The sequence below is a fragment of the Pseudomonas chlororaphis genome (genome assembly GCF_001921865.1).
Taxonomy (GTDB): Bacteria; Pseudomonadota; Gammaproteobacteria; order Pseudomonadales; family Pseudomonadaceae; genus Aquipseudomonas; species Aquipseudomonas chlororaphis_D.
This window is the reverse complement of the sequence record NZ_MSCT01000008.1, coordinates 122,774-147,726: the sequence shown is the minus strand read 5'-3', so window position 1 is coordinate 147,726 and position 24,953 is coordinate 122,774. Positions and strand designations below refer to the sequence as shown.

Below are 24,953 nucleotides of genomic sequence, written 5' to 3'. Positions count from 1 at the left end.
CTTATTTATCCGGGCTGTCGATGGTCAGTTGTTGCGCCGCGGTGGTGCTGCTGGCCAGGGGCTGGCTGCGTCCGACCCACTCGCCGGCCGTCGGCTGGCCGGCGCGGGAAATGCGCGCAACCAGTTGGACTTCCGGGAAGTTCGACAGTTTCAACTGCGGCATCATCGCGTCGGCATCGCCCAGCTCGACGGTCGCCGGCAAGTCGGCCACGGTCAGGCGCTTGGCCGCCAGCGGCGCCGGCGGACCGGACGTGGCGCGGGCAAAGATGAACACGCTGTCGCCCGGCTGCACCTTGGCTTGCAGCTCGGCGGCCAGGTCGACCCGGACCTTGAGCAGCGCGGCGGCCTTGGCCGCCGGAGCCTGGGCCACCTTACCGCCGCTGGCCAGCAACTTCTCGGTTGCCCGGTCGATGCCGCCCTGCAGCGCGGCGCGGGAGTTGTCGTCCGCCGGCAACTGCGCCAACAGGCGGTTCCAGTAATCGATGGCTTGCTGGTAACGCTCACCTTCGAAGGCGGCGATCCCCAGCAGGCCGAGACTGGTGACTTCCTTCGGATCGGCTTTCAGCGCCTCGTCGGTCAGGGCCTGGACCTTGTCCGACCACTGCTTGTTGTCGGCGAAGTACTGCGCCTGCGCCCACTGGCCGAGCAGTTCCGGCTGGCGACCGGCCAGGGCCACCGTACGCTCGAAGATCTTCGCCGCGTCCGCCGGACGCTCCTGGGCCATGTAGGTACGACCGAGGAAATACAGGCCCTCGGCGGAATCCGGCTGGGCCGCCACCGCGCGTTCGAGACGACGGGTCATCTCCTCCATGGACTGCGGGGCCTGGGCGAATTCGCGGGTCAACTCGACCTTGTCGCTGGCACCGAAATGCAGGTACAGCGCCAGGCCCAGGACCGGCACCAGCAGCGCTGCCAGCAGCGGCAGCGGCTTGCCCAGGCGCGATACCCCAGCCTGTTCCGCGCCCTCGGTGTCGGCCAGCAGTTCGCGCGCGGCTTCGGCGCGGCCGCTGTCCAGCTGCTCGGCGCTGAGCACACCCTCGGCCTGCTGGCCTTGCAGCTCGGCCACGCGTTCTTGGTAGAGCGCCACGTTCAGCGCGGTACGATCCTCTTCACGCTGGGCACGGCGGCCGCGTAGAACCGGGATCAGCAGAAAACTCAGGGCTGCCAGGAGCAGCAGGCCTGCAGCGAGCCAGAAATCAATCATTCGTGGTTTTTATCCAACAGTTGGTCGAGGCGCTGGCGCTCATCGACGGAAAGCGTGCTCGGGCTGTCGCTGCGCTGGACGCGCCGACGCCGGACGATCACGGCAATGATCACCACCCCGCCCAGCAGCAAGCCGGCAGGGCCGAACCAGAGCAAGGCGGTCTTGCCGGTCAGGGCCGGCTTGTAGCGCACGAAGTCGCCATACCGATCGACCATGAAGTCGATGATCTGCTGGTTGTCCTTGCCCTCGCCGAGCATGCGGAAGATCTCTTTGCGCAGGTCCGCGGCAATCGGCGCATTGGAGTCGGCGATGTCCTGGTTCTGGCACTTGGGGCAACGCAGCTCTTTGGTCAGCTCGTGGAAACGCTCGCGCTCGGCGTCGTTGGCGAACTCGTAGGTATCGATCGCGGCGTGGACCACGCCGGCCATGCTCAGGCCGAGCACGGCCGCCGCCAGCCAGCGCTTCATGGCTGGGCCTCGTCGGCCAGGGCCTGGTACTTGGCGGCCAGTTGCTCGCGCCAGACGGTTTCGTCGATCACCCCGACGTACTTGTCGCGGATGATGCCCTTGGCGTCGATGAAGAAGGTTTCCGGGGCGCCGTACACGCCGAGGTTCAGGCCCAGGGTGCCCTCCTCGTCGCGGATATCCAGCTGGTAGGGGTTGTGGAACTCGGCCAGCCACTTCAGGGCGTCGGCGTTGACGTCCTTGTAGTTGACGCCGTAGATCGTCACGCCCTGCTGCGCCAGCTTGTTCAGCACCGGGTGCTCGACCCGGCAGGAAATGCACCAGGTGCCCCAGACGTTGACCAGCGCCGGCTTGCCCAGCAGGTCGGCACGGGTCAGGGTCTTGTCGCCCTGCACCGACGGCAGGGAGAACTCGGGGAACGGCTTGCCGATCATCGCCGACGGCAACTCGGCCGGGTCCAGGTACAACCCGCGGTAGAGGAACACCGCCACCAGCAGGAACAGCGCCAGCGGCAACAACATTATCCAGCGTCTCATGCAGTGGCTCCTGTCATGCCCAGGGCTTCGCGCACCCGGGTTTTCACCTTGACCCGATAACGGCGGTCCAGCGCCGCCAGCAAACCGCCCAGCCCGGTCAGCAGGCCGCCGAGCCAGATCCAGCGCACGAACGGCTTGACGTGCACGCGCACCGCCCAGGCACCGTCGCCCAGCGGTTCGCCGAGGGCGACGTAAATATCACGCGTGAAACCGGCGTCGATCCCGGCCTCGGTCATCACCGAGTTCTGCACCGTGTACAGGCGTTTTTCCGGGTGCAGCACGCTGACCTCGCGGCCGTCGCGGATCACCCGCACCGTGCCCTTGTCGGAGGTGAAGTTGGGGCCCTCGAAATGCTTGGCGCCCTCGAAGACGAAGTGGTAACCGGCCAGTTCCATGGACTCGCCCGGCTCCAGGCGCAGGTCGCGCTCGGCGCTGTTCTGGCTCGACAGCACCACGCCCAGGGCGCAGACCGCGATGCCCAGATGCGCCAGCTGCATGCCCCAGTAGCTGCGGGTCAGGCCCGACAGGCCCTTGATCAGGCCTTTGTGGCGGGTCTTGTCGAGAATGTCGCGGACCCCGGCCAGCAGCACCCAGGCCGCCAGCAGGAAGGTCGCCAGCACTGCCCAGTTGAAATCGCCGTAGGCGATACCGGCCACCACCGCCAGCGCAACGCTGCCCAGCAGCACCGGGGCCAGCATGCTCACCAGCCATTTGACCGGGGTGTCTTTCCAGCGCACCACCACGCCGACCGCCATCACCACCATCAGCAGCGCCATCAGCGGGATGAACAGCGCATTGAAATACGGCGGGCCGACCGACAGCTTGGCCCCGCTCAGGGCGTCCAGCACTAGCGGGTACAGGGTGCCCAGCAGGATCATCGAAGCCGCCACCACCAGCACCAGGTTGTTGCCCAGCAGCAGGGTTTCCCGCGACCACAGGTTGAAGCCGACCTGGCTCTTGACCACCGGCGCGCGCAGGGCGAACAGGGTCAGCGAACCACCGACCACGAACAGCAGGAAGAACAGGATGAACACGCCGCGCTCGGGGTCCGAGGCGAAGGCATGCACCGAGGTCAGGACCCCGGAACGCACCAGGAAGGTTCCCAGCAGGCTCAGGGAGAACGCGGCGATGGCCAGCAACACGGTCCAGCTCTTGAACACGCCGCGTTTCTCGGTGACCGCCAGCGAGTGGATCAGCGCGGTGCCCACCAGCCAAGGCATGAACGAGGCGTTTTCCACCGGGTCCCAGAACCACCAACCGCCCCAGCCGAGTTCGTAGTAGGCCCACCAGGAGCCGAGGGTGATGCCGATGCCGAGGAACGCCCAGGCGACGATGGTCCAGGGCCGCGACCAGCGTGCCCAGGCCGCGTCCAGGCGACCGCCGAGCAAGGCGGCGATGGCGAAGGCGAAGGCCACGGAGAAACCGACATAGCCCATGTAGAGCATCGGCGGATGGACGATCAGGCCGATGTCCTGCAGCAGCGGGTTGAGGTCGCGACCGTCCGCCGGAACCTGCGGCAGAATCCGCGCGAAGGGGTTGGAAGTGACGATCAGGAACAGCAGGAAACCCGTGCTGATCATGCCCATCACCGCCAGCACGCGCGCCAGCATCACTTGCGGCAACTGCCGGGAGCACACCGATACGGCGAAGGTCCAGCCGCCGAGGATCAGCGCCCAGAGCAGCAACGAGCCTTCGTGGGCGCCCCACACCGCGCTGAACTTGTAGTACCAGGGCAAGGCGCTGTTGGAGTTGCTGGCGACATAGGCGACCGAGAAATCGTCACTCATGAAGGCGTAGGTCAGGCAGCCGAAGGCAAAGACGAGAAAAGCGAACTGGCCCCAGGCTGCGGGCTGCGCCAGGCTCATCCACAGGCGGTCGCCGCGCCAGGCGCCAAGCAACGGCACCACGGCCTGGACCAGGGCGAAACACAGGGCCAGGATCATTGCCAGGTGGCCCAACTCGGGAATGAACAGTGCGGACGTCATCGATCAACCCTCCTTGGCCGGGGCCGGCATCGGCCGGCCGCTGTCTTTCAAGGCCTTGGTGACTTCCGGCGGCATGTACTTCTCGTCGTGCTTGGCCAGCACTTCGTCAGCCACCACCACGCCGTCGGCGTTGAGCTTGCCCAGGGCGACGATGCCCTGGCCTTCGCGGAACAGGTCCGGAAGGATGCCGCGGTAGGTGATGGTCACGGCCTTGTTGAAGTCGGTCACCACGAAACGCACGTCCAAAGAATCCGCGGAACGTTGCAGCGAGCCCTTCTCGACCATGCCGCCGGCGCGGATCCGTGTGTCTTGCGGCGCTTCGCCGTTGGCGATCTGGGTCGGGGTGTAGAACAGGTTGATGTTCTGTTGCAGCGCGCTCAGCGCCAGGCCGACGGCAACGCCCACGCCCACCAGCACGCCAAGGATGATCAACAGACGCTTTTTACGCAGCGGATTCACTGATTGTTCTCCCGGCGCAGACGACGCGCCTCTTGTTGCAGGTAACGCTTGCGGGCCAGCACTGGCGCCGCGACGTTGAGGACCAGCACCGCCAGGCAGATGCCGTAGGCCGACCAGACGTACAGGCCGTGATGGCCCATGGCGAGGAAGTCGCTGAAAGACGCAAAACTCATCGTGCCGCCTCCAGGCTGCTTTGGATTTCCGCCTTGACCCAGCTAGCGCGGGCTTCGCGCTTGAGCACTTCAAGGCGCATGCGCAGCAACAGCACGGCGCCGAAGAAACAGTAGAAGCCCAGCGCCGTCAGCAACAGCGGCAGCCACATCTCGGCGGGCATCGCCGGCTTTTCGGTCAGGGTGAAGGTCGCGCCCTGGTGCAGAGTGTTCCACCACTCCACCGAGTACTTGATGATCGGGATATTGATCACCCCGACAATCGCCAGCACCGCGCAGGCCTTGGCCGCGCTCTCGCGATTGCTGATGGCGTTGCCCAGGGCGATCAGGCCGAAATACAGGAACAGCAGGATCAGCATGGACGTCAGGCGCGCGTCCCAGACCCACCATGAACCCCAGGTCGGCTTGCCCCAGATGGCCCCGGTGACCAGCGCCACGGCGGTCATCCAGGCGCCGATGGGGGCGGCGCATTGCAGGGCGACATCGGCCAGTTTCATTTTCCACACCAGGCCCACCACGCCACATACCGCCAGCATCACGTAGCAAGACTGCGCCAGCATGGCCGTCGGCACATGGATGTAGATGATGCGAAAACTGTTGCCTTGCTGGTAATCCGGGGGCGCGAAGGCCAGGCCCCAGACCACGCCGATACCGATCAGCAACACGGCGGCGATACTCAACCAGGGCAGCAACCTGCCGCTGATACCGTAGAACCACTTGGGTGAGCCGAGCTTATGAAACCAGGTCCAGTTCATACTGTTTCCATCACGGTGCCGCACGCTGTTACGCACAGCCAGGGTCTTTACTGATCAAAATTTGATCAGACCTCATTATTCGCCGACGCTGATCTTCAGGCCAGCCGCTATTGCAAAGGGTGTCAGGGTTACCGCCAGGGCGGTCAGGCTTCCAAGCCACAGCAGGTAACCGGTCGCCGGCATGCCCTGCAACGCCGCCTGCAAGGCGCCGCTGCCGAGAATCAAGACCGGGATGTACAGGGGCAGAATCAGCAGCGCCAGCAACAGGCCGCCGCGCTTGAGCCCTACCGTCAACGCCGCGCCCACCGCGCCCAGCAGGCTCAACACCGGCGTGCCCAGCAGCAGGGACAGCAGCAGCACCGGCAGGCAGGCCGCAGGCAAGCCGAGCATCAATGCCAGCAAGGGCGCAAGCAATACCAGTGCCAGGCCGCTGAAGGCCCAGTGTGCCAGTACCTTGGCCAGAACCAGAAGAGGCAGGGGGTGCGACGAAAGGACCCACTGTTCCAAGGATCCGTCCTCGAAATCACTGCGAAAAAGCCCGTCCAGCGAGAGCAAAACCGACAATAAGGCCGCTACCCAGACCAGCCCCGGAGACAAGGTTTGCAACAATTGTGTCTCAGGGCCCACCGCCAATGGGAACAGTGCGACAACGATGGCGAAAAATACCAGCGGGTTGGCCAGTTCGGCGGGACGGCGGAACAGCAGCCGGGATTCGCGGGCAACCAGCAGTCCGAAAACACTCATACGGCCCAATGCCCCAGGTCGATGTCGCGATAGCCGGCCGGCATGCGGCAGAGGGTGTGGTGGGTGGTGAGGATCACCATGCCGCCGCGTTCGCAGTGGCCGGCCAGGTGTTCTTCCAGTTGCGCCACGCCCTGTTTGTCCAGGGCGGTGAAAGGTTCGTCGAGAATCCACAGCGGCGGGCTGTCCAGGTACAGGCGGGCCAGGGCGACGCGGCGCTGCTGGCCGGCGGACAGGGTGTGACAAGGCACGTCCTCGAAACCGCGCAAGCCGACCGCGGCCAACGCCTGCCAGATCGCCTCACGCCCGGCAGGCCGATGCAAGGCGCAGAGCCAGCTGAGATTTTCCTCGGCGCTCAGCAATTCCTTGATGCCCGCCGCGTGGCCGATCCACAGCAGGTTACGCGCCAGCTCCGCGCGCTGCGCGTGGAGCGGTTGGCCATTGAGCAGCACCTGGCCGCTGGTCGGCTGCATCAGCCCCGCCAGCAGGCGCAGCAGGCTGGTCTTGCCACTGCCATTGGGGCCGCTGATCTGCAACATGTCGCCGCTGGCCAGTCGCAGTTCGAGCTTTTCGAAGAGCAGCCGCAGGTCTCGCTCACAGGCGAGCGCTACGGCTTCTAGAAGAGGACTGGTCAAATGATCGTGGGCCTTTACGGTTCAAGTCGGCAGTGGCGCAGCCGTTAAAGATATGCAGAATAAACGCATCGGCGGCCTGTTCCAGAGAGCTGCGTCAAACTTTTGCGATGTTTTCGCCACGCCCCCGAAGACGGGCGGCATTATACATGCGATGCCCTACTCTCAAGAGGGCTATTTCTCCACAGGTTGTGTCCAGATGACAGGCGAAATCACTATTCCCCCGCTGCCCCAGCTGACGCCGGGCGCTGCCCGCGCGCTGCCGGTCGGCGCCGAGCTGCTCAAGCTGCTGCAGCCGCTGGAAGGGTTGATCGCCGCGGGCCAGTCGGCCAGGGCCGAAGTGCTGTCCCTCAAGCAGGCGGACCAGACATTCCAGCTGCTGCTCAAGCTGACCCTCGACAGCGGCCGGCAGACGACGATCCAGGCCACCAGTAACCAGCCGCTGCCCCAGGGCACCAGCCTGGCTGTGACCCAGCCGTCGGCCGGCAACCTGGCGATCACCGTACAACAGGCGATTGCCGCCAGCGTCGCCACCCTGACCCGCCTCGACACCGCGCAACTGCCGGTCGGCACCCTGCTGCAGGGCAAGGTGCTGACCACTCAATTGCAGCCCCAGGCAGCCGGCCAACCGGCGGTCTACCGTTCGCTGGTGAGCCTGCTCAACACCGCCCTGAGCGGCAGCACCCTGAGTATCGACAGCCCCCAGCCCCTGCGGATCGGCAGCCTGTTGAGCGCCCTGGTGCAAGGCTCGCAGAGCTTGAGCTTCGTGCCGCTGAGCGGGCGCCAGGAACAGCTGGCGATCGCCCAGCAACTGGCCAGCCAGCAAAGCCGCCAGGCCTCGCTGAGCGGCCTGATCAACGCGCTGCAGAGCCTGCCACCAAGCGACGCCACCTCCGCCGACCTGCGCGCGGCGGTGGACAAGCTGCTCGCCGGTTTGCCCGACATCCAGCAACTGAGCACCCCCAAGGCCCTGGCCCTGGCCCTGGGCAACAGCGGCGCCTTCCTCGAGTCACGCCTGCTGGCCGGCGACAATCCGGCCCTGGGCGGCGACCTGAAAGGCAACCTGTTGCGCCTGATCGCGCAAATCGCCCCGGGCTTGCCGGCCAGTACCAGCTTCAATGCTGCCATTGCTGCCAATACCCTGGCCCAAGCCCTGCCAAGCTTCGTGCGCAGCGCCCTGGGCACCCTCGGCCAGGTCAGCGCCAAGCCCCAGCCCGGTGGCTTTCCCCTGCCCTCGCGGCTGCTGCAAAGCCTGGAGGAAGAAGGCGACCTGGAACACCTGCTGCGCCTGGCGGCGGCGGCCGTTTCGCGCCTGCAAAGCCATCAACTGGCGAGCCTGGAACAAAGCGGCCTGACCGACGACGGGCGGCTGCTGACCACCTGGCAGTTGGAGATCCCCATGCGCACGCTGCAAGACGTCGTGCCCCTGCAGGTCAAGCTCCAGCGCGAAGACCCGGCGGAACAGGCGCCCGAGGAAAAAAAACGCGAGGAACGCGAACCGAAACAGCAGCTGTGGCGCGTCGAGCTGGCGTTCGACCTCGAACCCCTCGGCCCGCTGCAAGTGCAGGCGCAACTGCTCAAAGGCCGCCTGTCCAGCCAGCTCTGGGCGCAGCGACCGTTTACCGCCAGCCTGATAGAAAGCCACCTGGGCAACCTGCGCGAACGGCTGCTCGCCTCCGGCCTGGAAGTCGGCGATCTGGACTGCCATCTCGGCACGCCGCCGCAAGGCCCGAAAACCCGACTGGAACAACGCTGGGTCGACGAAACCGCATGAACAATCCCAACCCGCCACGCCAGGCCATCGCCCTCAAGTACGACGGCCAGCACGCCCCCACGCTGACCGCCAAGGGCGACGACGCCCTGGCCGAAGCCATCCTGAAAATCGCCCGCGACTATGAAGTGCCGATCTACGAGAACGCCGAGCTGGTGAAGCTGCTGGCCCGCATGGAGCTGGGCGACAGCATTCCCGAAGAGCTGTACCGCACCATCGCCGAAATCATCGCCTTCGCCTGGAATCTCAAGGGCAAGTTTCCGGCTGGGCACGAAGCGCAGGAAGCCGCGCTGGAAAAGGATGTGACCGAACGCGGCGACGATTACTGAACGGAGTCACAGCCGCAGTCCCGAGGAGCCCGCAAGATCCCCGCGAGCGTGCCGCTCGTTCGCAGCCTGCGCCAGCGGCTACAAGGGCGGCGAGTTTTTCGCGGGCAAAAAAAACGCAGCCTGAAGGCTGCGCTCTTTCGCTCATGCATCAGGCCTGGATACCTAACTCTTGTGCAGCTTGCTCATCAGCTCGGCCTCGGCCTGGGTCAAGCCGCAGGACTGAGTGAGCTCGTCGACGCTGGCACCCATGCCCACCAGGCGCGCGGCCTGGGCGAAGGACAGGCTCGACGGGTCGCGTTGCTCCAGCTGGGCCAGTCTGTCCGGCAGCGGGCCGACCACCGAGCGCAGCTCATGCAGGTCTTCGCCCATCCGCACCGTACCGTTCTGGTAGTCGTCGACGCGCTTGGCCAACTCCTTGATACGCTGATCGCGCAACGCATCGCCCTGGGCCTGCTGGGCGGCAATCTGCCGCTGATTGCGGGTATACGACAAACACAACGCCAGAGTGGCGACCCAGAGGATCGCCAGGACAATTACCGCAACCTCGAGAATCAATCAGATACTCTCCAGTTCCGACCATTCCTCTTCACTCATCATCTTGTCCAGCTCAACCAGAATCAGCAGTTCGCCGTTCTTGTTGCACACGCCCTGGATGAACTTGGCCGACTCTTCGTTACCAACGTTCGGTGCGGTCTCGACTTCCGACTGACGCAGGTAAACCACTTCCGCCACGCTGTCGACCATGATCCCGACCACTTGCTTGTCGGCTTCGATGATGACGATACGGGTGTTGTCGTTGACCTCGGTCGGCACCAGGCCGAAGCGCTGGCGGGTGTCGATCACGGTCACCACGTTGCCGCGCAGGTTGATGATGCCCAGCACATAACTCGGCGCACCCGGGACCGGCGCGATCTCGGTGTAACGCAGGACTTCCTGGACGCGCATCACGTTGATGCCGTAGGACTCATTGTCCAGCTTGAACGTTACCCATTGCAGGATCGGATCTTCGGAACCCTGTGCAGACGACGACTTATTCATACCCCTGACCCCTCAAAAAACCGTTGGAAACGGCGTGTGTTCTGTCTGACCGCACCGTCGGCGCGGCCTGCTGTTGTCTATATCGGCTTAGGTGCCGGTTTACTGATAGCCATGTGTTTCGCACCGCCGCTGGCGATCAGTTCGGCCAACTCGGAAACATCCAGCAGCGCGCACATATGCTCGATGACCGTGCCCGCCAGCCATGGACGCTGGCCACGGTGGCTGCGCCATTTGATTTCGTTCGGGTCCAGGCGCAACGAGCGGCTGACTTGATGTACCGCCAGCCCCCATTCGTAGCCCTGGACCGAGATCACGTACTGCAGGCCGTGGCGAAAATCGTCGCGATAACGGTCCGGCATCACCCAGCGCGCGGTATCCAGCACCTTCAGGTTGCCGGCCTGGCTCGGCAGGATGCCGAGGAACCACTCTGGCTGGCCGAACAGCGGCGTCAGCTCATGCCCCGCCAGGGAGTAGATCGACCCCAGGCAGACCAACGGCACCGCCAGGGTCAACCCGGCGACGTCGAACAGCAGGCACTCGAAGGGCTCTGCCGCCCAGCTCGGCCGGTCGTCGCCCGCCACCGGAGGTGGCGTGCTGCTTGGCGGCCGATGCACCTCGACCACCGGTTCGACCAGGTTCTGCAGCAACGGCGCCACGCTCGACAGCGACGTCGGCAACGGCGCGGGCGCTTCCAGCACCGGGACCGTCACCGGCTCCTCGGCCCGGTCGGCAACCGCCGGCACCGCGCGCAGGACCTGCGCATCGCGCGCCTGTTCTTCGAGCACTGCCGCCTGGAACTCGTCCAGGACCTCGCTGGAAACCGTCAGCTCTGCAGCGACGACCTGAAGCGGTGGCAGCGCCTCGGGAACCTCGAATTCTTCTTCGGTGGCGTCCTGCAGCAACGCGTCCAGGTAGGACTGCAGCGCCAACTGCGGCCGGGACTTGATGTCGATAGGACGATTCATGAGGATGCCCACGGATAAAACCCAGCACAGTGACCTGTAGGCTTTATCGGCCAGACCGGCAGCAGACTTGAATGATCCTGCACGTCAGGCCACCTGCGGGACAAGTTGCTGGGCCAGCAAGTGCTTGAGCAAGGCGCGATAAGCCAGGACACCACGGCTCTTGCCGTCGAATTGCGAAGGCGTCAGGCCAGCGCGGCTGGCGTCGCGCAGGCGGGTGTCGACCGGAATGTAGCCTTGCCAGATATCCTCGGGAAACTTGTCGCGCAAGACCCGCAGGGTGCCTAGGGACGCCTGGGTCCGACGGTCGAACAGGGTCGGCACGATGCTGAACGGCAACGCCTGTTTGCGCGAACGGTTGATCATCGCCAAGGTATTGACCATGCGCTCCAGGCCTTTGACCGCCAGGTGCTCGGTCTGCACCGGGATCACCAGTTGCTGGCTCGCCGCCAATGCATTGACCATCAGCACGCCCAGCAAGGGCGGGCTGTCGATCACCGCATAGTCGAAATCCTGCCACAGCTGCGCCAGGCTCTTGGCGATCACCAGGCCCAGGCCGCTCTGGCCCGGCGACTGGCGCTCCAGGGTCGCCAGCGCAGTGCTCGACGGCAGCAGGGAAATACGTTCGTCGCTGGTCGACAGCAGCAACTGCCCGGGCAACCCCTGGGGAACGTTGCCCTTGTGCAGGAACAAGTCGTAATTGCTGTGTTCCAGGCTGTCGGGGTCGTAACCGAAATAGCTGGTCATGGAACCGTGGGGGTCGAGATCGACCACGACCACGCGCTTGCCCGCCTCGGCCAGCAAGCCGGCCAAAGCGATGGAACTGGTGGTCTTACCGACGCCACCCTTTTGATTGGCAACTGCCCAGACTCTCATTTCAGATCGTTCCTCCCGGCAGGCACGGGCCGACCGAGAAATAGCACCCAGTTATAAAGCCGGTGACGGAGAATTGACGGCACTCTCGCGTCCAGGCGTCTTGACTGGCGTAGGTGCAGTTTGTGTGCCAGCCCGCTTCAATGCCGCATCCGGTGTTGCATGGGCGGTGCCGGTGCCCGTCAAACTGCGGCGTACATCGAGATTGCGCGACACCACCAGCACCACCCGCCGATTGCGCGCTCGACCATCGGCCGTCGCGTTATTGGCTACCGGCTGGAATTCGCCGTAGCCGACCGACGCCAGGCGCTGCGGATTGACCCCCTGCATCGCCAGCATCCGCACGATGCTCGCCGAACGCGCCGACGACAGTTCCCAGTTGGTCGGGTACTGCGCGGTCTGGATCGGCTGGTTGTCGGTGAAGCCCTCGACGTGGATCGGGTTGTCGAAGGGTTTGAGGATCGCCGCCACCTTGTCGATGATGTTGAACGCCAGGTCGCTGGGCATGGCGTCGCCGCTGCCGAACAGCAGGCTGGAGTTGAGCTCGATCTCGACCCACAGCTCGTTGCCGCGCACCGTCATCTGGTTGGAACTGATCAGGTCGCCAAAGGCCGCGCTGATATCGTCGGCGATGCTTTTCAACGGGTCGCTGGCGCCGGCGATACCAGCGTCGGTCTGTTCGCTGTCCTTGACCAGCGGCTTGGCCGGGGTCACGGTCTGGGGCCGCTCATCGCCGATGGGGATCGGCTTGAGGGCGCGGTCCGAATTGGTGAACACACCGATCAGCGCTTCGGAAATGACCTTGTACTTGCCCTCGTTGATCGAGGAGATCGAGTACATGACCACGAAGAACGCGAACAGCAAGGTAATGAAATCCGCGTAGGACACCAGCCAACGCTCGTGGTTGACGTGTTCTTCATGTCGGCGACGACGGGACATAGTCCATTACCCCCATCAATCCATGAAGCCTTGCAGCTTCAACTCAATGGAACGAGGGTTTTCACCTTCGGCAATCGACAAGATTCCTTCAAGCAACATTTCGCGATAACGCGACTGCCGCAACGCGATGGACTTGAGCTTGGCGGCAATCGGCAGCAACACCAGGTTGGCGCTGGCCACGCCGTAGATGGTCGCGACGAAGGCCACGGCGATACCGCTGCCCAACTGCGAAGGGTCGGCCAGGTTGCCCATGACATGGATCAGGCCCATGACCGCACCGATGATGCCGATGGTCGGCGCGTAGCCGCCCATGCTTTCAAAGACTTTCGCCGCTTCGATGTCGCGGCTTTCCTGGGTGTAGAAATCCACTTCCAGGATGCTGCGGATGGCCTCCGGCTCGGCGCCGTCCACCAACAGTTGCAGGCCCTTGCGCGAATAGGTGTCGGGCTCGGCATCCGCCACGCCTTCCAGGCCCAGCAGGCCCTCCTTGCGCGCGGTCAGGCTCCAGTTGACGACCCGGTCGATGCCGCCGGGAAGGTCGACCCGCGGCGGAAACAGGATCCAGCCGAGAATCTGCATGGCGCGCTTGAACGCGCTCATCGGCGATTGCAACAACGCCGCACCGATGGTCCCGCCCAGTACGATCAAGGCCGCCGGGCCGTTGGCCAGCGCCGACAGATGACCGCCTTCCAGGTAGTTGCCACCGATGATGGCGACGAACGCCATGATGATCCCGATGAGACTCAGAACATCCATCAGAGGCAGGCCTCGACCAGATGCTTGCCGATGTCGTCCAGGCTGTACACCGCATCCGCCAGGTCCGCCTTGACGATCGCCATCGGCATCCCGTAGATCACACAACTCGCCTCGTCCTGGGCCCAGACCGCGCTACCGCCCTGCTTGAGCAGGCGCGCGCCTTCGCGGCCGTCGGCGCCCATGCCGGTGAGGACCACCGCCAGAACTTTGTCGCCATAGGACTTGGCCGCCGAACCGAAGGTGATGTCCACGCACGGCTTGTAGTTCAGGCGCTCGTCGCCCGGCAGGATCTTCACCGCGCCCCGGCCGTCGACCATCATCTGTTTGCCGCCCGGCGCCAGCAACGCCAGGCCCGGACGCAGGATATCGCCATCCTCGGCTTCCTTGACGCTGATCCGGCAGAGCTTGTCCAGGCGCTCGGCGAAAGCTTTGGTGAAGGCCGCCGGCATGTGCTGGATCAGCACGATCGGCGCCGGGAAGTTGGCCGGCAGCTGGGTCAGTACCCGCTGCAATGCCACCGGACCGCCGGTGGACGTGCCGATAGCCACCAGTTTGTAGGCCTTGCGCTTGGGCGCTGGCGACGTCGGGCTGGCAGCCGGGGCCCGGGCAGGGATCGGCGCCGGAGCCGGACGTGCCGGGGCCGTGCTGCCAAAACTGCTGGTGCTGGTGCTGGTGCTGGTTGGCGCAGGCGCTGCGCTCGGCTGCGGCGCCGGAGCGCTGTAAGCGCTGAAACGGCGGTTGCTGCGCGAGATGCTGTGGACCTTCTCGCACAGCAACTGCTTGACCTTCTCGGGATTGCGCGAGATGTCTTCGAAGTTCTTCGGCAAAAAATCCACCGCGCCGGCATCCAGCGCATCGAGGGTCACCCGGGCGCCTTCATGGGTCAGCGAGGAGAACATCAATACCGGAGTCGGGCAGCGCTGCATGATGTGCCGCACCGCCGTGATGCCATCCATCATCGGCATCTCGTAGTCCATGGTGATCACGTCCGGCTTGAGCGCCAGGGCCTGATCGATCGCCTCTTTACCGTTGGTCGCGGTACCGACGACCTGGATATTGATATCCGCCGAAAGAATTTCCGAGACGCGGCGGCGGAAAAAACCCGAATCGTCCACCACCAGGACTTTGACTGCCATAAACACTCCGTTAGGCGGGGCAAGGCAAATGGCCCCGCCCCTCCGGTATTCAAATACGCCGTGCGGCGTAACGCTTGAGCATGCTTGGAACATCGAGAATCAGAGCGATACGGCCGTCACCGGTAATGGTGGCGCCGGACATGCCCGGAGTCCCCTGGAGCATCTTGCCCAATGGCTTGATGACGACCTCTTCCTGGCCGACCAGTTGATCGACGACGAAGCCGATCCGCTGGGTACCGACCGAAAGGATCACCACATGGCCCTCGTGCTGCTCTTCGTGAGCCGCGGAGCTGACCAGCCAGCGCTTGAGGTAGAACAGCGGCAGCGCCTTGTCGCGGACGATCACCACCTCCTGGCCGTCGACCACGTTGGTGCGCGACAGGTCCAGGTGGAAGATCTCGTTGACGTTGACCAGCGGGAAGGCGAACGCCTGGTTGCCCAGCATCACCATCAGGGTCGGCATGATCGCCAGGGTCAGCGGCACCTTGATGACGATCTTCGAGCCCAGGCCCTTGGTCGAGTAGATGTTGATCGAGCCGTTGAGCTGGGAAATCTTGGTCTTCACCACGTCCATGCCGACGCCGCGGCCGGACACGTCGGAGATCTCGGTCTTGGTCGAGAAACCCGGGGCGAAGATCAGGTTGTAGCATTCGGTGTCGCTCAGGCGGTCGGCAGCATCCTTGTCCATCACCCCGCGCTTGACCGCGATGGCGCGCAGGACGTTGGGGTCCATGCCCTTGCCGTCGTCGGAGATCGACAACAGGATGTGGTCGCCTTCCTGCTCGGCCGCCAGCACCACCTTGCCGCCGCGGGACTTGCCCGAGGCCTCGCGCTCTTCCGGCGACTCGATCCCGTGGTCGACGGCGTTGCGCACCAAGTGCACCAACGGGTCGGCCAGGGCCTCGACCAGGTTCTTGTCGAGGTCGGTCTCTTCACCGACCAGTTCCAGGTTGATCTCTTTCTTGAGCTGGCGGGCCAGGTCGCGAACCAGGCGCGGGAAGCGCCCGAAGACCTTCTTGATCGGCTGCATCCGGGTCTTCATCACCGCGGTCTGCAGGTCGGCCGTGACCACGTCGAGGTTCGACACGGCCTTGGACATGGCTTCGTCGCCGCTGTTGAGCCCCAGGCGCACCAGGCGGTTACGCACCAGCACCAGCTCGCCGACCATGTTCATGATTTCGTCCAGGCGCGCGGTATCGACCCGCACCGTGGTTTCAGCTTCGCTGACCGGTTTTTCCGCTGGCGCGGCGGCCGCGGCGCGAGCCGGTGCCGGCGCTGCGGCTGGAGCTGGAGCCGGCTTCGGTGTCTCGGCCTTGGCTTCGGGCTTCTTCGCTGCTGGCTTGGCAACGGCGGCGGGCGCCGCAACGGCCGAGCCTGCAGTGGCCGATGTCGCCGAGGCCACTTCGGAGAACTTGCCCTTGCCATGCAGTTCGTCGAGCAGGGATTCGAATTCCTGGTCGGTGATCAGGTCGCTGCCGGCAGCGGCCGCGCTAGGCGCAGCCGGCGGCACTGCGGTGGCCACCGCCGAATCCAGCGCTTCTACCGCAAAGTTGCCTTTGCCGTGCAACTGGTCCAGCAGCGCTTCGAATTCGTCATCGGTGATTTCGTCGCTGGCGGCGCTTTTTTCAGCGGCCGACGTGCTGGCCGCAGGTGTCAGCGCATCCGCGGCGAACTGGCCCTTGCCATGCAGTTGATCGAGCAGCGACTCGAACTCGGCGTCGGTAATTTCATCGCCGGGCGTCTCGCTCGCCACGGGAGCAACAGGCGCGGCAGCAGCCGGGGCTTCGGCTTCAGTCTTGGTGGCATTGAGCGAATCGAGCAACTGCTCGAACTCGCTGTCGGTGATATCGCCGGACTCGCTCTCAGCGACCGGCTCGGCCACCGGTTCGGCCTCGACCACCGGTGCGGCGACTTCCTCGGCTCCGGCAGGCTCGGCCAGACGGGCCAAGGCAGCCAGCAACTCCGGGGTGGCGGCAGTGATTTCGGTGCGTTCGCGGACCTGGCTGAACATGCCGTTCACCGCGTCCAACGCTTCGAGCACCACGTCCATCAGCTCCGCGTCGACGCGGCGCTCACCCTTGCGCAGGATGTCGAACACGTTCTCGGCGATGTGGCAGCACTCCACCAGCTCGTTGAGCTGGAGGAAGCCGGCGCCCCCTTTTACAGTGTGAAAACCGCGAAAAATTGCATTGAGCAGGTCCGCATCGTCCGGCCGGCTTTCCAGCTCGACCAGTTGTTCGGACAGTTGCTCTAGAATCTCGCCGGCCTCAACCAGGAAATCCTGAAGGATCTCTTCATCGGCGCCGAAGCTCATTAATGGGTGCTCCTACTTAAACCTAAAATCCGAGGCTGGAAAGCAAATCGTCGACATCGTCCTGACCGGATACAACGTCTTCACGTTTATCGGCATGAATCTGCGGACCTTCACCCTTGGCCAGATGTTTTTTCGGATCTTTTTCAGCGAGGATCGATTCGCGGTCATGTTCGATGCCGGCAAAACGATCGACTTGGCTGGCCATCAGCACCAGCTTGAGCAGGTTGCTCTCGACCTCGGTGACCAACTGGGTCACGCGCTTGATCACCTGCCCCGTCAAGTCCTGGTAGTCCTGGGCCAACAGAATGTCGTTGAGGTTGCTCGATACCGCGCGAGTCTCTTGCTCGCTGCGGGTCAGGAAACCATCCACCCGGCGGGCCAGGTCGCGAAATTCTTCGGCCCCCAGCTCACGACGCATGAACCGGCCCCAGTCGGCGCTCAAGGCCTGGGCTTCGCTAGTCAGGCCATTGACCAGTGGAGTGGCGCTCTCGACCAGGTCCATGGTGCGGTTGGCCGCGGCCTCGGTCAGCTTGACCACATAGGACAAGCGCTCGGTGGCATCGGTGATCTGCGACACTTCCTCGGCTTGCGGCATATGCGGGTCAATCTGGAAATTGACGATGGCGCTATGCAGTTCGCGAGTGAGCTTGCCAACTTCCCGATACAGGCCGCGGTCACGGGTCTGGTTGAGCTCATGGATCAGTTGCACGGCTTCGCCGAACTTGCCTTTTTCAAGGCTGTCGACCAGTTCCACCGCGTGTTTTTTCAGGGTCGACTCAAAGTCGCCCAATGAAGATTCGTTGTGCTCCATAGCTCCCCCCGTGGCGGAATGGTTCCACGCATCAACCGATGCGTTCGAAGATCTTCTCGATCTTCTCTTTCAACGCCTGGGCGGTGAAGGGCTTGACCACATAACCGTTTACGCCGGCCTGGGCCGCTTCGATGATCTGCTCGCGCTTGGCTTCCGCAGTCACCATGAGCACGGGCAGGTGCTTGAGTTTTTCATCGGCGCGCACGTGGCGCAGCAGATCGATACCGGTCATGCCAGGCATGTTCCAGTCCGTTACCAGAAAGTCGATGCTCCCACTGTTGAGGACCGGGATAGCGGTGGTGCCATCGTCAGCCTCGACCGTGTTGGTGAAACCCAGGTCACGCAACAGGTTTTTTATGATCCGCCGCATCGTTGAGAAGTCATCAACGATGAGGATTTTCATGTTCTTGTCCAATTCGACCTCCAAGCAGTCTTAAACGCGTCCAGCACCTGGACGCGCCATTCAATCAATCAGGCAGAGCACTCAACGACTGCATGGAATACACGCCGAAAGACCGACACCGCTGTGCCAATCCCATCCGCAGTGTCCCCACACTGCCTGTCAGCGCGCTCGCCACTCCCCCAAACGCCCCCGCAAACGGGCCGCGCACTGGCTGTGTAACTGGCTGACCCGCGATTCGCTGACCCCCAAAACCTCACCGATTTCCTTGAGGTTCAGCTCTTCGTCGTAGTACAGCGCCAAGACCAGTCGCTCACGCTCCGGCAAATTGGCAATCGCGTCCGCCAGTGCAACCTGGAAACGTTCGTCTTCCAAGTCCCGTGACGGCTCGAGATAAGCACTCGCGCCATCCTCTTGCAGCCCTTCATGCTCGCCGTCCTGCAACAGGTCGTCGAAGCTGAACAGGCGACTGCCCAAGGTGTCGTTCAAAATCCCGTAATAATCGTCGAGACTCAATTGAAGTTCGGCCGCAACTTCATGATCTTTAGCGTCACGACCGGTTTTAGCTTCAATTGCCCGGATAGCGTCGCTCACCATCCGGGTATTGCGATGCACCGAACGCGGCGCCCAGTCACCTTTACGGACCTCGTCGAGCATCGCGCCGCGGATGCGGATACCCGCGTACGTCTCGAAACTCGCCCCCTTGCTCGCGTCGTATTTGGTCGAGACTTCGAGCAGGCCAATCATCCCCGCCTGGATCAGGTCTTCGACCTGGACGCTGGCGGGCAGACGCGCCAACAGGTGATAGGCAATCCGCTTGACCAGGGGCGCATAACGCTCGATCAGTTCGTACTGGCTGTCACGCGCCGACTTTTTGTAAAGGTTGTAGCCGCTGGTGCTCATAGCACCGGTCCTGCTGTCTGATGCACTAGCCGCTCGACGAAAAATTCAAGATGTCCACGTGGATTGGCCGGCAACGGCCAGGTATCGACTTTCTGCGCGATGGCCTTGAAGGCCAGAGCACACTTGGAGCGCGGAAACGCCTCATAGACCGCACGCTGCTTTTGCACGGCCTTGCGCACGCATTCGTCGTAAGGCACCGCGCCGACATATTGTAGGGCCACGTCCAGGAAACGGTCCGTGACCTTGGTCAACTTGGCGAACAGGTTGCGCCCTTCCTGCGGGCTCTGCGCCATGTTGGCGAGGACGCGGAAGCGGTTCATGCCGTAATCGCGATTGAGCAGCTTGATCAGCGCGTAGGCGTCGGTGATCGAAGTCGGCTCGTCGCAGACCACCAGCAACACTTCCTGCGCGGCGCGAACGAAGCTGACCACCGAATCGCCGATCCCCGCGGCGGTGTCGATCACCAGCACGTCGAGGTTGTCGCCGATATCGCTGAACGCCTGGATCAGGCCGGCATGCTGCGCCGGGCTCAGATGAACCATGCTCTGGGTGCCAGACGCGGCCGGCACGATGCGGATTCCACCCGGCCCCTGCAGCAGCACATCGCGCAGCTCGCAGCGGCCTTCGATGACGTCGGCGAGCGTCCTCTTGGGGGTCAGCCCCAACAGCACGTCGACATTGGCCAGGCCCAGGTCGGCGTCCAGCAGCATGACGCGCCGGCCGAGCTCCGCTAGGGCCAGGGACAAGTTCACTGACACGTTAGTCTTGCCGACGCCACCTTTGCCGCCGGTCACCGCGATCACCTGTACGGGATGCATGCTGCCCATGTTCTTTCTTTACCTTGTCTTACTTAGACGGGGCCACATAACTGGCTGCGCGTTCACCAACGGAACAATGCCTGGCAGACCATCAATGTAGGTACATTGCAATTTTTTCATGATCCCCTCAGCCAACCCGCTTGGTCGGACTGTGGTAGAGGTCGGCGAACATATCAGCCATGGCCTCTTCGCTGGGTTCTTCCTGCATTTGCACGCTCACCGCGCGACTGACCAGCTGATGCCGGCGCGGCAAGTGCAAATCATCCGGAATCCGCGGGCCATCGGTCAGATAGGCAACGGGGAGTTCGTGGCTGATCGCCAGGCTCAACACCTCACCAAGGCTGGCGGTTTCATCCAGTTTAGTCAGGATGCACCCGGCCAGCCCGCAACGCTTGTAGCTGTGGTACGCGGCGGTTAGAACCTGTTTCTGGCTGGTGGTTGCCAAGACCAGATAATTTTTTGCCCGGATCCCGCGTCCGGCCAGGCTTTCCAGCTGCATGCGCAGGGCCGGATCGCTGGCCTGCAGGCCGGCGGTGTCGATCAGCACCACGCGTTTGCGCAGCAGCGGATCGAGGGCCTGGGCCAGGGACTGGCCCGGGTCGACGTGGGTCACCGACACGTTGAGAATCCGCCCCAGGGTCTTGAGCTGCTCCTGGGCACCGATGCGATAGCTGTCCATGCTCACCAGCGCGATGTTCTGCGCGCCGTACTTGAGCACGTAGCGAGCCGCCAGCTTGGCCAGGGTGGTGGTCTTGCCCATGCCGGCGGGGCCAACCATGGCAATCACCCCGCCCTCTTCCAGCGGCTCGACTTCCGGGGTCGCGATCATCCGCGCCAGGTGGGCCAGGAGCATGCGCCAGGCCTGGCGGGGCTCGTCGATTTCCGTGACCAGGGCCAGCAGATCGCGCGCCAGCGGACCCGACAAGCCGATACGCTGCAGGCGCCGCCAGAGGTTGGCTTGCTCGGGCCGGCTGCCCTGCAGCTGGCTCCAGGCCAGGGAACCGAGCTGGACTTCCAGCAGTTCGCGCAGGCCATTGAGTTCGAAGCGCATCGAGTCGAATGCGCGCTGATCGACCGTCGGCGCGGCCACGACGGGCGCCGGGCGATGCGGCTCGCTGAATGTCGGCTCGATCAGGGGCTCGGCAGCAGTCAGCGGCAGGCCGGCGAACAGCTGGCGATTGGTGTTGCCGCTGGCATCGCCGTCGCCACGCAGGCTCAGCTCAGCCTGGGCGGTGACGATGCGCGACTGGGTCTTGCGCAGCTCGTCCTCGAGCTCCATGTTCGGAATCCGTGGCGCCAGCGCCGACAGCTTGTAATCCAGGGCAGCCGTCAGCTCGACACCACCGGCGATGCGGCGGTTGCCAATGATGGCGGCGTCAGAGCCCAGCTCATCACGGACCAACTTCATGGCCTGACGCATATCGGCGGCGAAAAAACGCTTAACTTGCATAACCCACTACCTCAGCCGTTGGGCCCTACTGTCGCAACGATGGTCACTTGCTTGTTGTCAGGGATTTCCTGGTAAGCCAACACGTGCAAGCCCGGGACCGCCAGGCGTCCAAACCGCGAGAGCATCGCGCGGACTGGGCCGGCTACCAGCAGAATCACCGGTTGACCTTGCATTTCCTGGCGCTGCGCGGCTTCGATCAACGAACGCTGCAGCTTCTCTGCCATGCTTGGTTCCAGCAGAACGCCCTCTTCAGAGCCTTGTCCTGCCTTTTGCAGACTATTGAGCAAAATCTGTTCCAACCTTGGTTCCAAGGTGATCACAGGCAGCTCGGACTCAGTACCTACAATGCTTTGCACGATGGCACGCGACAATCCGACGCGCACCGCGGCCACCAAAGCGGCAGTATCTTGACTCTTGGCGGCATTGTTCGCGATGGCCTCGGCGATGCTGCGGATATCACGCACCGGCACCTGCTCGGCCAGCAACGCCTGCAGCACCTTGAGCAACTGCGACAGCGACAGCACGCCCGGCACCAGCTCTTCCGCCAGTTTTGGCGAGCCCTTGGCCAACAATTGCAGGAGCTGCTGGACTTCTTCGTGGCCGATCAGCTCGCTGGAGTGCTTGTACAGAATCTGGTTGAGGTGGGTGGCGACCACGGTGCTGGCGTCGACCACGGTGTACCCCAACGACTGCGCCTGGGCGCGCTGACTGATCTCGATCCACACCGCCTCCAGGCCGAAGGCCGGATCTTTGGCGGTGATGCCGTTCAACGTGCCGTAGACCTGCCCCGGGTTGATCGCCAGTTCGCGATCCGGATAGATCTCGGCCTCGGCCAGGATCACCCCCATCAGCGTCAGCCGATAGGCGCTGGGCGCCAGGTCGAGGTTGTCGCGAATGTGCACGGTGGGCATGAGGAACCCCAGGTCCTGGGAGAGCTTCTTGCGCACCCCCTTGATCCGCGCCAGCAATTGCCCGCCCTGGTTGCGGTCCACCAGCGGAATCAGGCGATAACCGACTTCCAGGCCGATCATGTCGATCTGGGTCACGTCGTCCCAGCCCAACTCCTTGGTCTCCATGGCCCGGGCCGGCGAAGGCAGCAACTCCTGCTGACGCTTGACCTCTTCCAGCGCCTTGACCTTGGAGAGGTTCTGTTTCTTCCAGAACAGGTACGCCGCGCCGGCCGCCAGGGCCGCCATGCTGAGGAAGGAAAAGTGCGGCATGCCCGGCACCAGGCCCATCACCGCCATCAGGCCGGCGGCCACGGCCAGGGCCCGGGGCGAGGCGAACATCTGCCGGTTGATCTGCTTGCCCATGTCCTCGGAACCGGAAGCACGGGTCACCATGATCGCCGCCGCGGTGGACAGCAGCAGCGATGGCAATTGCGCCACCAAACCGTCACCGATGGTCAGCAAGGCGTATACCCGACCAGCATCGCCGAACGACATGTTGTGCTGGAAGATCCCGACTGCCATGCCGCCGATCAGGTTGATGAACAGAATCAGCAGGCCGGCGATGGCGTCGCCGCGAACGAACTTGCTGGCACCGTCCATGGAGCCATAGAACTCGGCCTCCTGGGCCACTTCCTGGCGCCGCGCCTTGGCCTGGGCCTGATCGATCAGGCCGGCGTTGAGGTCGGCGTCGATGGCCATCTGCTTGCCCGGCATCGCGTCGAGGGTGAAACGCGCGCTCACCTCGGAGATCCGTCCGGCGCCCTTGGTCACCACCACGAAGTTGATGATCATCAAGATCGCGAACACCACGATACCGACCACGTAGTTACCGCCGATCACCACCTCGCCGAAGGCCTGGATCACCTTGCCGGCAGCGGCGTGCCCGTCCTGGCCATGGAGCATCACCACCCGCGTGGATGCCACGTTCAGCGCCAGGCGCAGCAGGGTCGCCACCAGCAGAATGGTCGGGAAGACAGCGAAATCCAGCGGCCGCAAGGCGTATACGCAGACCAGCAGGACGACGATCGACAGGGCGATGTTGAAGGTGAAGAACACGTCCAGCAGGAACGGCGGCACCGGCAGCATCATCATGGCCAGCATGACCAGCAGCAACAGCGGCACGCCCAGGTTCCCCCGACTGAGACCAGTCAGGTTAGAGCGAGCCGTATTGATTAACTGAGAGCGATCCACCGGTTTTCCCCGTTCCCTTGAAGCAAACTTTTGACGCCTGGAGGCGACGCAGGGCGGGTATTGCAAGAAGCCTTCCAACTTTGGCCTGAAGCACAAACTGTTTTATGGCACTGCGCCACTACTGATTTCGAGACGCGTTTTCAACGCTATCGCGAGCAAGCTCGCACCTACAGAACGACCTCGCTCCCTGTGCAGGAGCGAGCTTGCTCGCGACGGCGAACGCCGACTCAAGAGTCGCGACGCAAATCCGGCGGGATCGGCAGATCCTTGAGCGGATCGGGGCGCTTGCCCTTGCCGGCCCGGTGCTGGCGGATCTGATAGACGTAGGCCAGTACCTGGGCCACGGCCAGGTAAAGCCCGGCGGGAATTTCCTGCTCAAGCTCGGTGGAGTAGTAGATCGAACGCGCCAGCGCCGGCGATTCCAGCAACAGCACATCGTTGGCCACCGCGATCTCGCGGATCTTCAGCGCCAGGAAATCGCTGCCCTTGGCCAGCAAGACCGGCGCCCCGCCCTTCTCGGCGTCGTACTTGAGCGCCACGGCGTAGTGGGTCGGGTTGGTGATGACCACGTCCGCCTCGGGAATCGCCGCCATCATCCGCCGCTGCGACATCTCGCGCTGCGTCTGGCGGATCCGCTGCTTGACCTCCGGACGCCCTTCCTGCTCCTTGTACTCGTCGCGCACTTCCTGCTTGGTCATCAGCAGCTTCTTGTAGCTCTGGTACAGCTGCACCGGCACGTCCACCGCGGCGATCAGGATCAGCCCGCACGCCATCCACAAGGTGCTCCAGGCCACCAGCTCGACGCTGTGGGCAATCGCCCGTTCCAGGGGTTCATGGGCGATCTGCAGCAGGTCGTCGATATCCGCAGACAGCACCGACAGCGCCACGAAAAGGATCACCACGAACTTGGCGAAAGCCTTGAGCAGCTCGATCAGCGAGGTTGGGGAAACCATGCGCTTGAGCCCGTTGAGCGGGTTCATGCGGCTGAACTTGGGCGCCAGGGTCTTGCTTGAAAACAACCAGCCGCCCAAGGAGATGGGGCCGATCAGCGCGGCCAGCACCAGGGGAATCAGAATCGGCATCGCGCCGAGAATCGCAATCTTGCCCGAATGCAACAGATACAGCCCCATGGCGCCGGGGCTCAGCAACACCTCGCGCGGCAGGGAGAAATTCAGCCGCATGATCTCCAGCAGGTCGCGCGCCACCCCCGCCCCGTAGATCAGCAGGCCGGCCGCCCCGATCATCATGATCGCCAGGGTGTTGAGCTCCTTGGAGCGCGCAATCTCGCCCTTCTCCCGGGAGTCCTTCTTGCGTTTCTCCGTGGGGTCTTCTGTCTTGTCCTGACCGCTCTCGCTCTCAGCCATGG

26 protein-coding genes are annotated in these 24,953 nt (G+C 63.8%); 2 read left to right on the top strand and 24 right to left on the bottom strand.

Annotated features, from left to right (window positions below; translation table 11 throughout):
- Position 1: 1 nt before the first annotated feature.
- The 9 genes from ccmI to ccmA all read right to left on the bottom strand — a co-directional run bounded on the left by ccmI (position 2) and on the right by ccmA (position 6,949).
- Positions 2-1,204: a c-type cytochrome biogenesis protein CcmI gene (ccmI, locus tag BTN82_RS07895; RefSeq protein ID WP_075118596.1), complete on the bottom strand. Its 1,203-nt coding sequence runs from the start codon at positions 1,202-1,204 to the stop codon at positions 2-4.
- On the bottom strand, positions 1,201-1,671 hold the full coding sequence (locus BTN82_RS07890) for a cytochrome c-type biogenesis protein (RefSeq protein WP_075118595.1): 471 nt from the start codon (positions 1,669-1,671) through the stop codon (positions 1,201-1,203). Before BTN82_RS07890 ends, ccmI begins: the two co-directional genes overlap by 4 nt.
- Positions 1,668-2,204, bottom strand: a complete 537-nt coding sequence (locus BTN82_RS07885; protein WP_075118594.1) for a DsbE family thiol:disulfide interchange protein — start codon at positions 2,202-2,204, stop codon at positions 1,668-1,670. The genes BTN82_RS07890 and BTN82_RS07885 overlap by 4 nt, the downstream gene beginning before the upstream one ends.
- Positions 2,201-4,189 (bottom strand): heme lyase CcmF/NrfE family subunit, encoded by a 1,989-nt coding sequence (locus BTN82_RS07880; RefSeq protein ID WP_075118593.1) that lies wholly within the window; start codon positions 4,187-4,189, stop codon positions 2,201-2,203. The genes BTN82_RS07885 and BTN82_RS07880 overlap by 4 nt, the downstream gene beginning before the upstream one ends.
- Positions 4,190-4,192: 3 nt before the next feature.
- Positions 4,193-4,648 (bottom strand): cytochrome c maturation protein CcmE, encoded by a 456-nt coding sequence (gene ccmE, locus BTN82_RS07875; protein ID WP_075118592.1) that lies wholly within the window; start codon positions 4,646-4,648, stop codon positions 4,193-4,195.
- Positions 4,645-4,821 carry a heme exporter protein CcmD gene (ccmD, locus tag BTN82_RS07870; RefSeq protein WP_075118591.1) on the bottom strand — a complete coding sequence of 59 codons (177 nt, stop codon included), beginning with the start codon at positions 4,819-4,821 and terminating at the stop codon, positions 4,645-4,647. Before ccmD ends, ccmE begins: the two co-directional genes overlap by 4 nt.
- On the bottom strand, positions 4,818-5,573 hold the full coding sequence (locus tag BTN82_RS07865; RefSeq protein WP_075118590.1) for a heme ABC transporter permease: 756 nt from the start codon (positions 5,571-5,573) through the stop codon (positions 4,818-4,820). Before BTN82_RS07865 ends, ccmD begins: the two co-directional genes overlap by 4 nt.
- A 75-nt stretch (positions 5,574-5,648) precedes the next feature.
- The gene (ccmB, locus tag BTN82_RS07860) at positions 5,649-6,317 is read right to left on the bottom strand and encodes a heme exporter protein CcmB (protein WP_075118589.1); all 669 of its coding nucleotides are present in this window, start codon (positions 6,315-6,317) and stop codon (positions 5,649-5,651) included.
- Positions 6,314-6,949, bottom strand: a complete 636-nt coding sequence (ccmA, locus tag BTN82_RS07855) for a cytochrome c biogenesis heme-transporting ATPase CcmA (protein ID WP_075118588.1) — start codon at positions 6,947-6,949, stop codon at positions 6,314-6,316. Before ccmA ends, ccmB begins: the two co-directional genes overlap by 4 nt.
- Before the next feature lie 196 nt (positions 6,950-7,145).
- Between ccmA and BTN82_RS07850 the strand changes: the two genes are divergently transcribed.
- The gene (locus tag BTN82_RS07850; protein WP_075118587.1) at positions 7,146-8,720 is read left to right on the top strand and encodes a flagellar hook-length control protein FliK; all 1,575 of its coding nucleotides are present in this window, start codon (positions 7,146-7,148) and stop codon (positions 8,718-8,720) included.
- Positions 8,717-9,046 carry an EscU/YscU/HrcU family type III secretion system export apparatus switch protein gene (locus BTN82_RS07845; protein ID WP_075118586.1) on the top strand — a complete coding sequence of 110 codons (330 nt, stop codon included), beginning with the start codon at positions 8,717-8,719 and terminating at the stop codon, positions 9,044-9,046. The genes BTN82_RS07850 and BTN82_RS07845 overlap by 4 nt, the downstream gene beginning before the upstream one ends.
- A 162-nt stretch (positions 9,047-9,208) precedes the next feature.
- On the opposite strand, the gene BTN82_RS07840 is transcribed toward BTN82_RS07845, so the two are convergent.
- The 15 genes from BTN82_RS07840 to flhB form a co-directional block, all read right to left on the bottom strand.
- Positions 9,209-9,601 carry a DUF2802 domain-containing protein gene (locus tag BTN82_RS07840; RefSeq protein ID WP_075118585.1) on the bottom strand — a complete coding sequence of 131 codons (393 nt, stop codon included), beginning with the start codon at positions 9,599-9,601 and terminating at the stop codon, positions 9,209-9,211.
- Entirely contained in the window at positions 9,602-10,084 is a 483-nt protein-coding gene (locus tag BTN82_RS07835) for a chemotaxis protein CheW (RefSeq protein ID WP_011060011.1), read from the bottom strand.
- Positions 10,085-10,161: 77 nt separating this feature from the next.
- Positions 10,162-11,049, bottom strand: a complete 888-nt coding sequence (locus BTN82_RS07830; protein ID WP_075118584.1) for a CheW domain-containing protein — start codon at positions 11,047-11,049, stop codon at positions 10,162-10,164.
- A gap of 84 nt (positions 11,050-11,133) precedes the next feature.
- The gene (locus tag BTN82_RS07825) at positions 11,134-11,922 is read right to left on the bottom strand and encodes a ParA family protein (RefSeq protein WP_075118583.1); all 789 of its coding nucleotides are present in this window, start codon (positions 11,920-11,922) and stop codon (positions 11,134-11,136) included.
- Between the two features lie 51 nt (positions 11,923-11,973).
- Positions 11,974-12,858 (bottom strand): flagellar motor protein MotD, encoded by an 885-nt coding sequence (gene motD, locus BTN82_RS07820; protein WP_075118582.1) that lies wholly within the window; start codon positions 12,856-12,858, stop codon positions 11,974-11,976.
- A gap of 15 nt (positions 12,859-12,873) precedes the next feature.
- A complete protein-coding gene (locus BTN82_RS07815) occupies positions 12,874-13,614 on the bottom strand; it encodes a flagellar motor protein (RefSeq protein WP_075118581.1) in 741 nt (246 codons plus the stop codon).
- Positions 13,614-14,750 carry a chemotaxis response regulator protein-glutamate methylesterase gene (locus BTN82_RS07810; protein ID WP_075118580.1) on the bottom strand — a complete coding sequence of 379 codons (1,137 nt, stop codon included), beginning with the start codon at positions 14,748-14,750 and terminating at the stop codon, positions 13,614-13,616. Before BTN82_RS07810 ends, BTN82_RS07815 begins: the two co-directional genes overlap by 1 nt.
- 49 nt (positions 14,751-14,799) lie before the next feature.
- Complete coding sequence (locus BTN82_RS07805; protein WP_075118579.1) at positions 14,800-17,064, bottom strand: chemotaxis protein CheA; 2,265 nt, start codon at positions 17,062-17,064, stop codon at positions 14,800-14,802.
- 22 nt (positions 17,065-17,086) lie between these two features.
- Complete coding sequence (locus tag BTN82_RS07800) at positions 17,087-17,875, bottom strand: protein phosphatase CheZ (RefSeq protein ID WP_075118578.1); 789 nt, start codon at positions 17,873-17,875, stop codon at positions 17,087-17,089.
- Between the two features lie 31 nt (positions 17,876-17,906).
- Positions 17,907-18,278: a chemotaxis response regulator CheY gene (locus BTN82_RS07795; protein ID WP_003183998.1), complete on the bottom strand. Its 372-nt coding sequence runs from the start codon at positions 18,276-18,278 to the stop codon at positions 17,907-17,909.
- A gap of 159 nt (positions 18,279-18,437) precedes the next feature.
- The gene (gene fliA, locus BTN82_RS07790; RefSeq protein ID WP_075118577.1) at positions 18,438-19,178 is read right to left on the bottom strand and encodes an RNA polymerase sigma factor FliA; all 741 of its coding nucleotides are present in this window, start codon (positions 19,176-19,178) and stop codon (positions 18,438-18,440) included.
- Positions 19,175-20,005 carry a flagellar synthesis regulator FleN gene (gene fleN, locus BTN82_RS07785; protein ID WP_007922506.1) on the bottom strand — a complete coding sequence of 277 codons (831 nt, stop codon included), beginning with the start codon at positions 20,003-20,005 and terminating at the stop codon, positions 19,175-19,177. The genes fliA and fleN overlap by 4 nt, the downstream gene beginning before the upstream one ends.
- A gap of 118 nt (positions 20,006-20,123) precedes the next feature.
- On the bottom strand, positions 20,124-21,446 hold the full coding sequence (gene flhF / locus BTN82_RS07780; RefSeq protein ID WP_075118576.1) for a flagellar biosynthesis protein FlhF: 1,323 nt from the start codon (positions 21,444-21,446) through the stop codon (positions 20,124-20,126).
- An 11-nt stretch (positions 21,447-21,457) separates the two neighbouring features.
- Positions 21,458-23,587, bottom strand: coding sequence for a flagellar biosynthesis protein FlhA (flhA, locus tag BTN82_RS07775; RefSeq protein ID WP_075118575.1), 2,130 nt, complete (start codon positions 23,585-23,587; stop codon positions 21,458-21,460).
- A gap of 227 nt (positions 23,588-23,814) precedes the next feature.
- Positions 23,815-24,951: a flagellar biosynthesis protein FlhB gene (gene flhB, locus BTN82_RS07770; RefSeq protein WP_075118574.1), complete on the bottom strand. Its 1,137-nt coding sequence runs from the start codon at positions 24,949-24,951 to the stop codon at positions 23,815-23,817.
- Between the last annotated feature and the right edge of the window lie 2 nt (positions 24,952-24,953).